Raw genomic sequence first — 13,058 nt, forward strand, 5'->3', positions numbered from 1 at the left:
CCTCAGGCTCAGGAGTTTTGCCCATCATGACCACGCGCAAACCGGAAATCATCATCACCTATTGCACGCAATGCCAGTGGCTGTTGCGTGCGGCCTGGCTGGCCCAGGAACTGCTCAGCACCTTTGGCGACGACCTGGGCAAGGTGTCGCTGGTGCCCGGCACCGGTGGGGTTTTCCATATTTTCTGTGACGATGTGCAGATCTGGGAGCGCAAGGCCGACGGCGGTTTCCCGGAGGCCAAGGTGCTCAAGCAGCGGGTCCGCGATCAGATCGACCCTGACCGCGACCTCGGCCACAACGACCGCACTCAGTGAGACGCGGCTTCGGCTGCCACGGTCTTTTTGCTTGAACCGGACAGTCTGCTGGAGACCACGATTGCGACGATGATCAATGCGCCGCCGATCAACATGCGCAGCGTCGGGTTTTCATCGAACAACAGCCAGGCCATGGTGATGCCGTACACCGGCTCCAGGGCGAACACCACGGCGGCCGTGCGCGCCTTGATCACCGCCAGGCTGGCGACAAACAAGCTGTGAGCGACGCCGGTGCAGAACACCCCGAGCAAACCGATCCACAGCCAGTCGATGGCGCGGACTTCGCTCAACTGCGGCGCCGCCATTGGCAGCAGGCACAACCCGACCACCACGTTCTGACACAGCGCAGCTTGCACCGGCGGGATTCTTCCGGAGCTGGCGCGGTTGGTCAGCGACAGCAGGGCGAACAGCAAACCTGAACCGACTGCCCAGAGCAGGCCAGTGGTGGCGCCACTCGCCAGATCGAAGTCAGGCGTGACCAGCACCAGCCCGACACTCACCAGCACCACCAACAGAATTTCATTGGCGCGGATCCGCTCACGGAATATCAGCCCTTCGAGGATCACGGTAAACGCCGGGAAGCTGGCGAAACCCAGGGTTGCGATTGCCACACCGGCCACTTTCACCGCAATGAAAAAACTCACCCAATGCCCGGCCAGCAACAAACCGCTGAGCAGCAGGCGGCGCCAGTCCACCGCTTCGAGTTTCTGCCAGCGCGTATTGCTGGCGAACCGCGCGAACACCGCCAGGGCGAGGACGGCAAATGCAGCCCGGCCAAAAACGATGACGGCGGGCGAGGCGGCAGCGAGTTTGCCGAACACACCGGTCAGGCCAAACATCAGTGCGCCGATATGCAGGGCGCCAAGGGCGGTACGGGGAGTCATTGCATTCCTTGATTTGCTGGATTGACGCGGGACGACAGACACCACCGCCCCTGTAGCAGCTGGCGAAGCCTGCGTTCGGCTGCGGAGCAGTCGTAAAATCAGGCAACGCGGTCTTTCAGTTAAATCCGGGATTCAGGGTTTACGACTGCTACGCAGCCGAACGCAGGCTTCGCCAGCTGCTACACATTTGACCGCATACACGCCAGCGAGTCTGTCGGCAAACTATCGACTTTTGTCGCCAGCCTCGCGCCGCAGTTTGCCCGGGGTCGTACCAAACTCACGCAGCACCGCCGCGGCAAATGCACTCTGAGAACTGTAACCGACCCGACTGGCAATCTCGCCGATCGGCAAGGGTGAATCGCGCAGCAGTCCCACCGCACTATGCAGCCGCCGACTGCGGATGTAATCCATCGGCGTCTGCCCGCACTCAGCGACAAACCGCGCATGCAACCGGGCGCCGGACAGCCCGGCAACGCGTGCCAGATCGGCGACTTGCAGCGGATAAGCCGCGTACTGATCGATGTGCGCATTCAGCGCCGCGTACGGCAGACGCCGCCCCCCGACCACCTCAGGCTTGGCGTTATTGAGGCTGGCCAATAACAGCACCGCGCCTTGCTGGGCAATCAACGGGTCACTGACCTGGCTGCCCGCCAGCCAACTGACCAATTGGCTTTGTCCGGCATCCAGCGGCAAGCGACCGGCGTTGTCGAGCAACCGGCGGCTGGCGTCGGCGTGATCGCCAAGGGACTGCGAAACCCATTGATCGCTCGGCACATCCAGTACCAGGCAACGGCTGCCATTGCTGCTGCCGCAAGCGTGGTGGAAACCCGACGGCACCACCACGAAACTCTGCTGAATCACCTGACTGCCTTGCCCGCCCACCTCGAAGTCCAGCGCACCCGACAGCCCGAACACCAGTTGCGCGTGGTCGTGGCTGTGGACGATCAGGTCCTTGGTGTATTGGCGCAGCGTGAGGATCGGTCTCATCGCAGGTCTCCTGGTCAAGATGCGGCCAGTCTACACCGGCCGGGCGTTGTCACAGGACTGACTCGCGGTTGTCATGGGCAATTAACCGGATTGAGGCAAAGTTGCCAAAACTTGCCCAGAGGGTTGTCCATGACCAGCGCCGAGCTCGCCAAACCCAGCCGTAAGCAACGTGTGCGGACCTTGTGGATTTCCGATGTGCATTTGGGCACCCGGGACTGCCAGGCCGAACACTTGTCGCAGTTCCTCAAGGGCTACCACGCGGACAAGGTCTACCTGGTGGGCGACATCATCGACGGCTGGAAACTGCGCAGCGGCATGTACTGGCCTCAGGCGCACACCAACGTGATTCGCCGCCTGCTGACCATGAGCAAGCGCGGCACCGAGGTGATCTACGTCACCGGTAATCACGACGAATTCCTGCGGCGCTATTCGAAGCTGATTCTGGGCAATATCCAACTGGTGGACGAAGCAGTACACGTGACCGCCGATGGCCGGCATCTGCTGGTGATTCATGGCGATCAGTTCGACGTGATCACCCGGTATCACCGCTGGCTGGCCTTTCTCGGCGACTCGGCCTACGAGTTCACTCTGACCCTCAACCGCTGGCTGAATCACTGGCGCGCCCGTTATGGCTACGGCTACTGGTCGTTGTCGGCCTACCTCAAGCACAAGGTGAAAACGGCGGTCAGCTTCATCAGTGATTTTGAAGAGGCTATCGCCCACGAGTGCGTCAAGCGCGAGTTGCATGGGGTGGTGTGCGGGCACATCCACCATGCCGAGATTCGCAAGGTCGGCGGGGTGGATTACCTCAATTGCGGGGATTGGGTGGAGTCGTGCACGGCGTTGATCGAGCATTGGGACGGGTCGATCGAGTTGTACCGGTTGGCGGATGCCCAGGCGCGGGAGGCTGAGTTGAAGGCCATTAAAATCGCAGAGCCGGCGTAGGCAGGTCCGACGCCTTCGCGGGCAAGCCTCGCTCCTACTGGATTACCCCATAACTTTTAAACACTGCGAAATCTGTAGGAGCGAGGCTTGCCCGCGAAGAGGCCCGCCCAGACACTCCGGATCTGTCAGGCTGGCGAATGTTCTGCCATCGCCGCCTTGTAGATCGAATGCTTCGGATGCGCAAACAACCGCTCCATCATCGGCTCAAAGAAACTCAACGGTAACGTCTCGTAAGCCGGATCAAACGCCGCCGCATCGTATTTGGCACAGAACTCGATGGTCGCCTGATACTGCGGATGCCCGCTGAATTGCTCGCGCAAATGCCGATCCATCCCCAGGTGATGAAAGAAGTAATACCCCTGGAATATCCCGTGCTTCTCCACCATCCACAGATTCTCGGCACTGACGAACGGCTTGAGGATCGCCGCGGCAATGTCCGGGTGGTTGTAGGAACCCAGCGTGTCGCCGATGTCGTGTAGCAGCGCGCAGACCACATATTCTTCATCACGGCCATCGCGCCAGGCACGGCTGGCGGTCTGCAAGGAGTGGGTCAGTCGATCCACCGGGAAGCCGCCAAAATCACCCTCCAGCAATTTCAGGTGCGCCACAATTCGTGACGGCAACTGCCTGGCGTAGGCACTGAAGTCTGCGGCGATGATCGCCCAGTCTTCCTGCGTGCCATCCTGCATGTGGGTGAATCGTGCGTTGGCGTTCATCAGCTATCCTCTTGTTCTAATCGAAAGGGATGTCTTGAGTGTAGGACTTGGATCCAACATCGCACTGGCGACTTTGGACGCATTTGTGGCCAATGGAGCCTAGAACGGCACGCGACCCAGAATCATGTCGCGGTACATGACAAAGTCGCCGAGCAGGCTATAAAGAGGATGCTGGAACGTGGCAGGACGGTTCTTCTCGAAGAAGAAATGCCCGATCCAGGCGAAGCTGTAACCCGCCAGCGGCAAGGCCAGCAACATCAACCAGGCGCCTTTGCCGATGGTCAGCGCCAGGATGAAGATGACCAGGCTGGTACCGACAAAATGCAATCGTCGACAGGTGCTGTTGCTGTGTTCACTGAGGTAATAAGGGTAAAACTCAGCGAAACTGTTGAAACGTCTGATGTTTTCCACGACTGCGATCTCTGTGCTTGTTGTTCTGATTGCAAGTTGTTCGGCGGGTAGCCTATTTAAGTCTAGAGTGATCATTGGCATCAGCCAGTGACAATAGGCGCCACTTTAGTATCCTTCGCAAATTTGCCGCGGTAGACGGCTCACAAAATAGTAAGTAGACGCCATGAGCGAACGAACGACTTCTGCAAGCTGGGCGATGGGGATTGTCAAAGCACTGGAGATGGACGGCCTGGATTGCCGGGTTCTGTTCAAGCAGCTGGGGCTCGACTACGCGTCACTGGACGATCCGGATGCGCGCTTCCCGCAAGATTCCATGACACGACTGTGGCAGCAAGCGGTCGAGCTGTCCGGCAACCCGGCGATTGGCCTGAACATGGGCAAGGTGGTGCGACCGGCCTCCTTCCATGTGGCCGGCTACGCCCTGATGTCCAGCCAGACCCTGGCCGAAGGCTTTCAGAGACTGGTGCGTTATCAGCGGATCATTGCCGAAAGTGCTGACCTGAGTTTCCGACTGCTGGATGAAGGTTATGCGCTGATTCTGACGGTGCATGGCGATCACTTGCCTCCGACCCGACAGAGCGCCGAAGCGTCGCTGGCTTGTGCGCTGGCGCTGTGCGGCTGGTTGACCGGTCGCACCCTGCAACCGCGCAAAGTGCTGTTGGAGGGCGATCAGCCCGCCGATCTCGAACCTTACAAACTGGCCTTCCACGCGCCGCTGGTGTTCAACGCACCTTACGACGCCCTGATCTTCGAACGTGCCGACATGGAGGCTCCGCTGCCGACGGCCAACGAGGCGATGGCGCTGTTGCATGACCGGTTTGCCGGCGAATACCTGGCGCGGTTTTCCGAGAGCCGCGTGACCCACAAGGCGCGGCAGGTGCTGTGCCGTTTGCTGCCCCAGGGCGAGCCCAAACGCGAGACGGTGGCGCAGACCCTGCACTTGTCGCAGCGCACCTTGCAGCGACGCTTGCAGGAAGAAGGCACGAGTTTTCAAACGTTGCTGGATGACACGCGACGTGAGCTGGCCGAGCAATACCTGGCGCAGCCCAGCATGACCTTGCTGGAGATTGCCTACCTGTTGGGATTTGCCGATCCGAGCAACTTCTTCCGCGCCTTCAGGCGCTGGTTCGACTCGACGCCCGGCGAGTACCGGGCGCGGTTGTTGGAAACGCCTGCGGTTGTCAGTGCCGCCAGAAAGCAGGAATACACAGAACAAACACCGTAATGATCTCCAGTCGGCCCAGCAGCATGCCGAACGAGAGAATCCACTTGGCGGCGTCCGGCAGGGTAGCGAAGTTGCCCGCCGGGCCGATGGTCTCGCCCAGGCCCGGACCGACACCGGACACGGTGCTGGCGGCGCCGGTCAGGGCGGTCATCCAGTCCACGCCGAGCAGCGACAGCAACAACGCAATCACGCAGATGGTGATGGCGAAGAAGAACGAAAAGGTCAGGATCGAACGCACGATCTCTTCGTCAAGACGGTGGCCGTTGTACTTCTGCTTGATCACCGCGCGCGGGTGAATCAATTGGTTAAGGTTGGCCTTGAGCAGGATGTAGGCGACCTGGAAGCGGAAAATCTTGATCCCGCCGGCCGTCGAACCCGAGCAGCCCCCGACAAACCCCAGATAGAAAAACAGCATCAGTGAGAAATTTCCCCACAGGCTGTAGTCCCCCAGTGCAAATCCTGTCGTCGTGACGACCGAGGTCACGTTCAGCGCTACATGCCGCAACGCATCGAGCCAATGCAGTTGGGTGGTCCACCAGTACCAAGTGCCGAGCACCAGCCAGGTCACCAGCAACATGCCAAGCAAACCTTGAACCTGCTGATCCTTGATAAGGGCCCTGCGGTTACCGCGCAAGGTCGCTACATAGAGGGTGAACGGCAGGGCACCAAGAATCATGATGACGATCGCCACCCAATGCACTGCAGGCTCCGGCCACTTGGCCAGAGACTGGTCGGACGTTGAAAAACCTCCGGTGGAGATCGCCGACATCGCGTGGTTGATTGCATCGAACAGGCTCATCCCGGCCCACCAGAATGCCAGGCTGCCGAAAATGGTGATGCCGACGTAGGCCGCAACGATCAAACGCGCCACCATGTGCGAACGGGGCATGACTTTTTCAGAACGGTCCGACGACTCGGTCTGAAACAGTCGCATGCCACCGATGCGCAGCAGTGGCAGAATCGCTACCGCCATGCCGATAAAGCCAATACCGCCGATCCAGTGCAGCAATGAACGCCACATCAGGATGCCGGGGGACATGGTGTCCAGGCCGGTGAGCACCGTCGCCCCGGTGGCGGTGATGCCGGACATGCTTTCGAAGAACGAGTCGGTGTAGCTGATGTGCTGGGTCAGCAGAAACGGCAGCGCGGCGAAAATGCACACCACCAGCCAGCTGCTGACGGTCAGCAGGTACATGTCTCGCGGACGCAGGTGAACGTGTTCCGGGCGACCGGGGATGACCAGCGCGAGGCCGGCGACAAAGGTGATCATGCTCGCCCAGAGGAACGACGGCAGATCGCCCGTGCGTTCGAAAATCACCAGCGTCGCCATGGGCACGACCATGGCGATGGCCAGCGTGATCAGGAAGAGGCCGATGATGAAACCAATGAGACGTAAGGTCGGCAACGCCATGAAGTCCGCTCTGGCTGAAAGTAGGAAGGGCGCCATTCTACCCGTGGGCGTTGCTATGTAAACCGGCACTCCTGAGGTGGTTACCGCTAGAATAGCCAAACACATTTTTCAGGAGGTGGCCGATGCAGGCTCTCGACGCTTTGCTCAACCGTGTTTCCGTTCCACGACTGCTCGAACCGGCCCCCACCGCAGCGCAGCGCGAAGTGCTGTTTTCTGCCGCAATGCGTGCGCCGGACCACGGCCACTTGCAGCCTTGGCGCTTCCTGACAGTCGAAGGTGCAGCGCGCGAGCAAATGGGCGAGTTGCTGGCCGAAGCGGCGAAACTGCAAGACAGCGAAGTGTCCGAGGCAGCGCTGGACAAGGCGCGTAACGGTCCACTGCGCGCGCCGCTGGTGGTTGTGGTGATTGCGCGGTTGCAGGACCACGTCAAATACCCGAAATCCGAGCAATTGCTGGCGGCAGGGTGTGCGGCTCACGGGATTCTGCTGGCTGCTTACGCGCAAGGCATTGGCGCGGTGTGGCGCACGGGTGAGCTGGCCTATTCGGCACATGTGGCCAAGGGGTTGGGGCTGGCGGAGGGGGAGGAGGTGATTGCCTTCCTGTACCTCGGAACGCCGCAGAAAGTGCCGCGCGTGGCGGAGAAGGTTGACCTGGCTGAATTCGTCAGCGCCTGGCCCTCTAAACCTTAAGATCAAATGCTTCGCGGGCAAGCCTCGCTCCTACAGGGTTATACGTCGTGCCACCTGATCGGCATAAAACCTGTAGGAGCGAGGCTTGCCCGCGAAGCTTTTAAGGCTGAACAACAGCCCCAGGCACCAGCGGTAATTCAAGGCTGGCGATGAACCCGCCCTGCGGGTGATTCGCCAGCACCAGACTCCCGCCATGGCGTTCTGCCGCGCGCCGCGCAATGGCCAATCCCAAGCCATGCCCGGCCGCGGTCTGCCCCGGCGCCCGATAGAACGGCTCACCCAGTTGAGTCAAATGCTCGGCGTCGACACCGGGCCCATGGTCCCTGACGATGACCACAATCCGCTCACCCTGGCGCACCGCCTGCATTTCAATCGACTGCCCCTGCGGGTTGAATCGCTGCGCGTTGCGCAGCAGATTGTCGACGGCACGCTCGATCATCGTTGGCCAGCCTTTGAGGTTCAGTTGCGGTTCTGCGTCGAGGTGAACGATCTGCTCCGGCGAACCCAATTGCGCATCCTTTTGCAACGTATTGAGCAACGCGTTCAGATCCACGTCTTCAGCGCTGGCGTTGTCGGCATCGACCCGCGCCAGCACCAGGATTTCGCTGATCAGCGCTTCGAGTCGATCGCACTCACGGGTCAAGCGTGGCGCGAGTTTTTCCCGTTCTTCGGGAGTGGCACGTTCGGCCAGCGCCAAGGCAATGCGCAGTCGCGCCAGCGGTGAACGCAGTTCATGGGACACGTCGCGCAGCAATTGCCGCTGGCTGCCGATCAGACTTTGCAGACGCGCGCCCATGCGGTTGAAATCGTTGGCCAGCACACCAAATTCGTCGCGACGGTTGGCCAGTTTCACCAGGCTGTTCTGCTGATAGGTGGTTTGCCCTAGGTCATGCACCGCGCCGCGCAAGCGGTTCAGCGGTCGGGTGATAGACAGGGTCACAAACAGGCTGAACAGGGTCAGCACCACCAGCGCAATGCCCAGCGCGCTCAACGGCCAGAGCAGGCTTTCACGGTGCCATGAGTCCAGTTCCGGGTGCGCAATACGATAGATCAGCAGGTAGGTATCGCCGGTTTTCTCGCTGGTGTATTCCGCGGTCAGACGCCGCCACGGCAGGCGGCGATCGTCGTTGTTCTGCCGCGCTTCGAAGGCTGCCGCACGCCGGGGGAAGGTGCCGCGTACCACCGGGTCGCCGCTTTCGTTGAGCACCTGAACGTCGATGTGATACTGGCGCTTGCGCTGTTCCAGAATGTCCTGGGCCGCTTCCTCACCCTGGGCTTCGTAGGTTTGCGTCCACTGTTCGGCCAGGTTGTTGAGGCCCGGGTGGCGACTGAGAATCCACGCGTCCTGGTTGAGCATATGCCCGAGCAGAATCGAAAGCCCTGCAACCAGAGCGATGGCCAGCCAGAAGCTGGCCAGGATACGCCAGAACAATGAGCGCACAGAAAATCCTCAGACAGACACAAATTAATGTGGGAGCGAGCCTGCTCGCGATAGCGTCGGCACATTCAACATCAACGTGACTGAAAGGACGCCATCGCGAGCAGGCTCGCTCCCACAATGAACTGGGTGGAGACAGACCCAACGGGGTTAGCCGTCGGGTCCGGGGTTAACGCATTATTGCGCTTTTTGCGGTTGTTGCGCTTTCCACGCCTTGAACTCGGCCCATTCGGCGCGTCGCTCAGCCTTCTTCTTCTGGATCTCGTCGAATTTCTTCTGTTGATCCGGTTTCAGCAGGCCACGGACATCGGCTTCAGCTTTTTTGTGGTTGGCGGCCATTTCATCTTTCATGGCTTTCTGGTCGGCCGGCGAGAGTTTCTCCAGGTACTTCTCGACCACTTGCTTACGCTCGTGCATCTGCTCGCCCATGATTTTGCGGATCTGCTCGCGCTGTTCGCGGCTCAGGTCCAGTTGGCTGTACGGACCTTTGCCGTGCATGCCGTGCATCTGACCGCCGTGGCGCGAGCCGTCCATCGAGCCACCCATCGGGCCGGCACCTTCAGGCATGGCCATGGCAACGGTCGGCAGGGCGGCAGCGAACATCAGAGCGATAAGAGTCTTGCGCATGGTGAATCTCCTTGTCTCGTTCCCGGTACGTTCCGGATGAGTTCAGATTACGGAGATCAAGGTCAGCGGCGGTCAGCGGAGCGTAAAGCTTCGGTAAAGACGAGTTCTGGCCGAACTGACAAATCCATACCCCTGACGAAACACGACCGTTGTAGCAGCTGTCGAGCCCCAGCGAGGCTGCGTTCGGCTGCGTAGCAGTCGTAAAACCTGAAAACGCGGTTTACCTGAACAAACGCATCGTCTGATTTCACGACTGCTTCGCAGCCGAACGCAGCCTCGCTAGGGCTCGACAGCTGCTACAGAGACGAACGCAGCCTCGGCTTGGGCGAGTCCATCCAATTACAGGGGATTAGAGGCTGTAGTAATAGCCGCGGCTACGCAGGGCAACGATGCGCGGGCGGCCGTCGGGGTGCGGGCCGATTTTTTTGCGCAGGTTGCTGACGTGCATGTCCAGGCTGCGGTCGTACAGGGTCAGCTTGCGGCCGAGGGCGATTTGCGCCAGTTCCTGCTTGTCCAGCGGCTCGCCGGGTTGCTTGAGCAGGGCTTCAAGCAGGCGGCTTTCGGAGACGGTGAGGGTAAATTCCTGTTCGTCGATGCTGACCACGCCGCGCACCGGGCTGAAGCACAGGTCGCCCAGTTCGAGCTGGCTGGACACCGCCGCCGGATGACTGCGGCGCAATACGGCGCGCAGACGGGCTGTCAGTTCCCGTGGGTCGCACGGCTTGGCCAGGTAATCGTCAGCGCCAAGTTCCAGGCCGAGGATGCGGTCCAGCGGTTCGCCACGCGCAGAAAGCATCAGCACCGGCAGGTCCGGATGGTCGCTGCGCAATTGCTTGAGCAATTCCAGACCGCTGCCGTCCGGCAGCATCACGTCCAGCACCACGGCGGCAGGGGAGGTTTCGGCCAGCGCACGGCGAGCACTCTGGCCATCGTGACAGGCACGGACCTGAAAGCCTTCCTGGCTCAGCCAACTGCTCAGGAGCTCGCACAGCTCCTGGTCATCATCAATTAATAACAGCTCGCTCATCACTCACTCAATTTAGCCATTGCCGACGTTTTCTGGTGGCACCACTGGCGAAGATACCGCAGAGCAGGGCCAATAGCGCAACTCCGCCACCGATTACGAACCATTGCTGCTGATCAGTCAGCAGACGCGGCAGCGGGTTGCTGGCCTGGGCTTCCTTGAGTTGCAGCTTGAGGCGCTGATTCTCTTGGCGCAACCGGCTCAGCTGAGCGCTTTCGCGTTCGCTATCGGTATTTTGCAGTTGTTTGCTCAGTTCTTCTCGTTGCTGCTCACTTGCCTTCAAGCGCTGCTGCAACTCGGTGATCTGGCTGCCGGCGCTCAGCGACAGCGGCGTCGAACTGCCGCCCTCGGCGCTTTCTTCACCATGGGCAGGGGCCACCATCGACAACGTCACCAACATCAGACACAACGGACCTTTGCGCATCGCCACTCCTGATTCCAATACGAGTATTGGGCAGGTTGTCGGCCGCTGAACGAGAATAATGAGCGTTGAGCGCGCGATGAACCGACAAGGTTCACCGCGCAATGGGAATTTACGGGAGGACTTGCTTGAACGGCTTGACCGAAACGTTGGCGTAGACGCCTGCGGCGATGTACGGATCGGCATCGGCCCAGGCCTGGGCGGCGCTCAGGGAATCGAACTCGGCGACGATCAGGCTGCCGGTGAAACCTGCAGCGCCCGGATCATTGCTGTCGACCGCCGGGTGCGGGCCGGCCAATACGATACGGCCTTCGCCCTTGAGCACTTGCAGGCGCTCAAGGTGGGCAGGCCGTGCGGCCAGGCGGGCTTCCAGGGAGTTGGCGACGTCTGTGGCAATGATTGCGTAAAGCATGTCAGTCCTCGGTTTTTGGCGTGGTGGTATCGGCGTCGTGCAGGTGGCGGGACAAATAAATGCCCTGTGCGACCAGGAACAGCAGCGTCATGCCCAGGCTGCCGAAGACTTTGAAGTCGACCCAGTAGCTCTGGAACGTGAACGCGACGAACAGGTTGGCGGCACCGCAAAACAGGAAAAAGCCGATCCAGGCGATGTTCAGACGCGTCCAGACCTGGTCCGGCAGGGTCAGTGCGTGGCCCATGATGCGCTTGATCAGCAGTTGATCACCGATGAAGTGACTGCCAATGAACGCGAGGGCGAACAGCCAGTTGACCACCGGTGCTTTCCACTTCAGGAAGGTCTCGCTGTGGAACGCCAGGGTCAGGCTACCGAAGACCAGGCAGGCGATAAGGGTCAGCCACTGGCTCTTCTCCAGCTTGCGCTGCTTGATGAACAGCGCGCCGTAAACCACCAGGGAGCTGATGATCAGCATCGCGGTGGCGCTGTAAATACCGCCTACAGTCAGTTGATGACCGCCGATGTCGACGACCCGTGGATCGATTTTGAAAACGATGAAAAACAGCAGGAGCGGGATGAAATCGATGAATTGTTTCACAGTGGCAGCCAGAAGCAGGATGTGGCGGCATAATAACAAACATATGGGCGCGCGATAGCGCCAGCTGATTTGAGGTAACACATCCCCGTGAATGTCGATTTGCACTGCCATAGCACCGCCTCCGATGGCGCTCTCGCGCCTGCTGTCCTGGTGGCGCGTGCGTTCGAGAAAGGCGTGCGAATCCTGGCCTTGACCGATCACGACACCCTCGAGGGCCTCGATGAGGCCCGCAATGCGGCGACGGCGCTGGGGATGCAACTGGTCAATGGCGTCGAATTGTCCTGCACCTGGGGCGGCGCGACCATTCATGTGCTCGGCTACGGATTTGATGTAAATGCTGCGCCGTTGGTCGAGGCAATCGCCAAATTGCACGATGGACGCTGGTTACGGTCCGAAGAAATAAGCCGCAAGCTGGCGTTGAAAGGTATGCCGGGAGCGCTCGAAGGTGCCCGGGCCGTCCAGCAGGAGCTGGGCGACAGCGGCAATGCGCCGGCCCGTCCGCACTTCGCCGACTGGATGGTGCGAGAAGGTTTCGTCAAGGATCGCGCCGAAGCGTTCCGTAAATGGCTGGGCGCCGGCAAGCTGGGCGACGTCAAGCAGCACTGGCCGACCCTGGAAGACACGGTCGAAACCCTTCGCGCTGCGAAGGCCTGGGTCAGCCTGGCGCATCCGTGGCACTACGATTTCACTCGCAGCAAGCGTCGCCGGCTGATTTCTGACTATATTCAAGCCGGGGGCCACGCCATTGAAGTGGTCAATGGCCATCAGCCCGCCGAGCAAGTGGGCAGCCTGGCGATTCTTGCCCGTGAGTTCGGTCTGCTGGTCAGCGCCGGCAGTGATTTTCATGGCCCTGGAGGCTGGTCCGAGATCGGCGAATACCGCCCGCTTCCGGAGGATCTGCCACCACTGTGGTGTCGATTCAAACATGACCCAATTATTGCCGTCGTCTGAACAGG

General features: G+C 60.4%; 16 protein-coding genes. 5 read left to right on the top strand and 11 right to left on the bottom strand.

The window, feature by feature from the left end; genetic code table 11:
- Positions 1-26: 26 nt before the first annotated feature.
- On the top strand, positions 27-314 hold the full coding sequence (locus tag ACYZT6_RS05900) for an Rdx family protein (RefSeq protein ID WP_461957743.1): 288 nt from the start codon (positions 27-29) through the stop codon (positions 312-314).
- Here the strand turns inward: ACYZT6_RS05900 and ACYZT6_RS05905 are convergent.
- Positions 308-1,198, bottom strand: a complete 891-nt coding sequence (locus tag ACYZT6_RS05905; protein WP_462026119.1) for a DMT family transporter — start codon at positions 1,196-1,198, stop codon at positions 308-310. The two genes, ACYZT6_RS05900 and ACYZT6_RS05905, sit on opposite strands and share 7 nt — an antisense overlap.
- A 222-nt stretch (positions 1,199-1,420) precedes the next feature.
- On the bottom strand, positions 1,421-2,185 hold the full coding sequence (locus tag ACYZT6_RS05910; RefSeq protein ID WP_462026120.1) for a helix-turn-helix transcriptional regulator: 765 nt from the start codon (positions 2,183-2,185) through the stop codon (positions 1,421-1,423).
- Between the two features lie 129 nt (positions 2,186-2,314).
- Between ACYZT6_RS05910 and ACYZT6_RS05915 the strand changes: the two genes are divergently transcribed.
- Positions 2,315-3,130 (top strand): UDP-2,3-diacylglucosamine diphosphatase, encoded by an 816-nt coding sequence (locus tag ACYZT6_RS05915; protein WP_461957746.1) that lies wholly within the window; start codon positions 2,315-2,317, stop codon positions 3,128-3,130.
- A gap of 125 nt (positions 3,131-3,255) precedes the next feature.
- On the opposite strand, the gene ACYZT6_RS05920 is transcribed toward ACYZT6_RS05915, so the two are convergent.
- Both ACYZT6_RS05920 and ACYZT6_RS05925 read right to left on the bottom strand, forming a co-directional pair.
- Positions 3,256-3,846, bottom strand: coding sequence for an HD domain-containing protein (locus ACYZT6_RS05920; protein ID WP_462026121.1), 591 nt, complete (start codon positions 3,844-3,846; stop codon positions 3,256-3,258).
- A 99-nt stretch (positions 3,847-3,945) separates the two neighbouring features.
- Positions 3,946-4,257, bottom strand: coding sequence for an Mpo1-like protein (locus ACYZT6_RS05925; protein WP_131062531.1), 312 nt, complete (start codon positions 4,255-4,257; stop codon positions 3,946-3,948).
- 163 nt (positions 4,258-4,420) lie between these two features.
- Here ACYZT6_RS05925 and ACYZT6_RS05930 point away from each other — a divergent pair, with 163 nt between their 5' ends.
- Positions 4,421-5,482: an AraC family transcriptional regulator gene (locus ACYZT6_RS05930; protein ID WP_462026122.1), complete on the top strand. Its 1,062-nt coding sequence runs from the start codon at positions 4,421-4,423 to the stop codon at positions 5,480-5,482.
- On the opposite strand, the gene ACYZT6_RS05935 is transcribed toward ACYZT6_RS05930, so the two are convergent.
- The gene (locus ACYZT6_RS05935; RefSeq protein ID WP_462026123.1) at positions 5,439-6,893 is read right to left on the bottom strand and encodes a TrkH family potassium uptake protein; all 1,455 of its coding nucleotides are present in this window, start codon (positions 6,891-6,893) and stop codon (positions 5,439-5,441) included. The genes ACYZT6_RS05930 and ACYZT6_RS05935 overlap by 44 nt on opposite strands.
- Positions 6,894-7,015: 122 nt before the next feature.
- Here ACYZT6_RS05935 and ACYZT6_RS05940 point away from each other — a divergent pair, with 122 nt between their 5' ends.
- On the top strand, positions 7,016-7,582 hold the full coding sequence (locus ACYZT6_RS05940; RefSeq protein WP_462026124.1) for a nitroreductase family protein: 567 nt from the start codon (positions 7,016-7,018) through the stop codon (positions 7,580-7,582).
- A gap of 100 nt (positions 7,583-7,682) precedes the next feature.
- On the opposite strand, the gene ACYZT6_RS05945 is transcribed toward ACYZT6_RS05940, so the two are convergent.
- The 6 genes from ACYZT6_RS05945 to ACYZT6_RS05970 all read right to left on the bottom strand — a co-directional run bounded on the left by ACYZT6_RS05945 (position 7,683) and on the right by ACYZT6_RS05970 (position 12,102).
- The gene (locus ACYZT6_RS05945; protein ID WP_462026125.1) at positions 7,683-9,023 is read right to left on the bottom strand and encodes a sensor histidine kinase; all 1,341 of its coding nucleotides are present in this window, start codon (positions 9,021-9,023) and stop codon (positions 7,683-7,685) included.
- Between the two features lie 174 nt (positions 9,024-9,197).
- The gene (locus tag ACYZT6_RS05950; protein WP_462026126.1) at positions 9,198-9,647 is read right to left on the bottom strand and encodes a Spy/CpxP family protein refolding chaperone; all 450 of its coding nucleotides are present in this window, start codon (positions 9,645-9,647) and stop codon (positions 9,198-9,200) included.
- 349 nt (positions 9,648-9,996) lie between these two features.
- Complete coding sequence (locus ACYZT6_RS05955; RefSeq protein ID WP_027922300.1) at positions 9,997-10,674, bottom strand: response regulator transcription factor; 678 nt, start codon at positions 10,672-10,674, stop codon at positions 9,997-9,999.
- Positions 10,675-10,681: 7 nt separating this feature from the next.
- The gene (locus ACYZT6_RS05960; RefSeq protein ID WP_461957753.1) at positions 10,682-11,095 is read right to left on the bottom strand and encodes a translation initiation factor 2; all 414 of its coding nucleotides are present in this window, start codon (positions 11,093-11,095) and stop codon (positions 10,682-10,684) included.
- 109 nt (positions 11,096-11,204) lie between these two features.
- A complete protein-coding gene (locus ACYZT6_RS05965) occupies positions 11,205-11,504 on the bottom strand; it encodes a YciI family protein (protein WP_008156126.1) in 300 nt (99 codons plus the stop codon).
- A gap of 1 nt (position 11,505) precedes the next feature.
- On the bottom strand, positions 11,506-12,102 hold the full coding sequence (locus tag ACYZT6_RS05970; RefSeq protein ID WP_462026127.1) for a septation protein A: 597 nt from the start codon (positions 12,100-12,102) through the stop codon (positions 11,506-11,508).
- An 87-nt stretch (positions 12,103-12,189) separates the two neighbouring features.
- On the opposite strand from ACYZT6_RS05970, the gene ACYZT6_RS05975 reads away from it, so the two are divergent.
- Positions 12,190-13,053 (top strand): PHP domain-containing protein, encoded by an 864-nt coding sequence (locus tag ACYZT6_RS05975; RefSeq protein ID WP_462026128.1) that lies wholly within the window; start codon positions 12,190-12,192, stop codon positions 13,051-13,053.
- Positions 13,054-13,058 lie beyond the last annotated feature (5 nt).

The organism is Pseudomonas sp. RT6P73 (genome assembly GCF_054897715.1).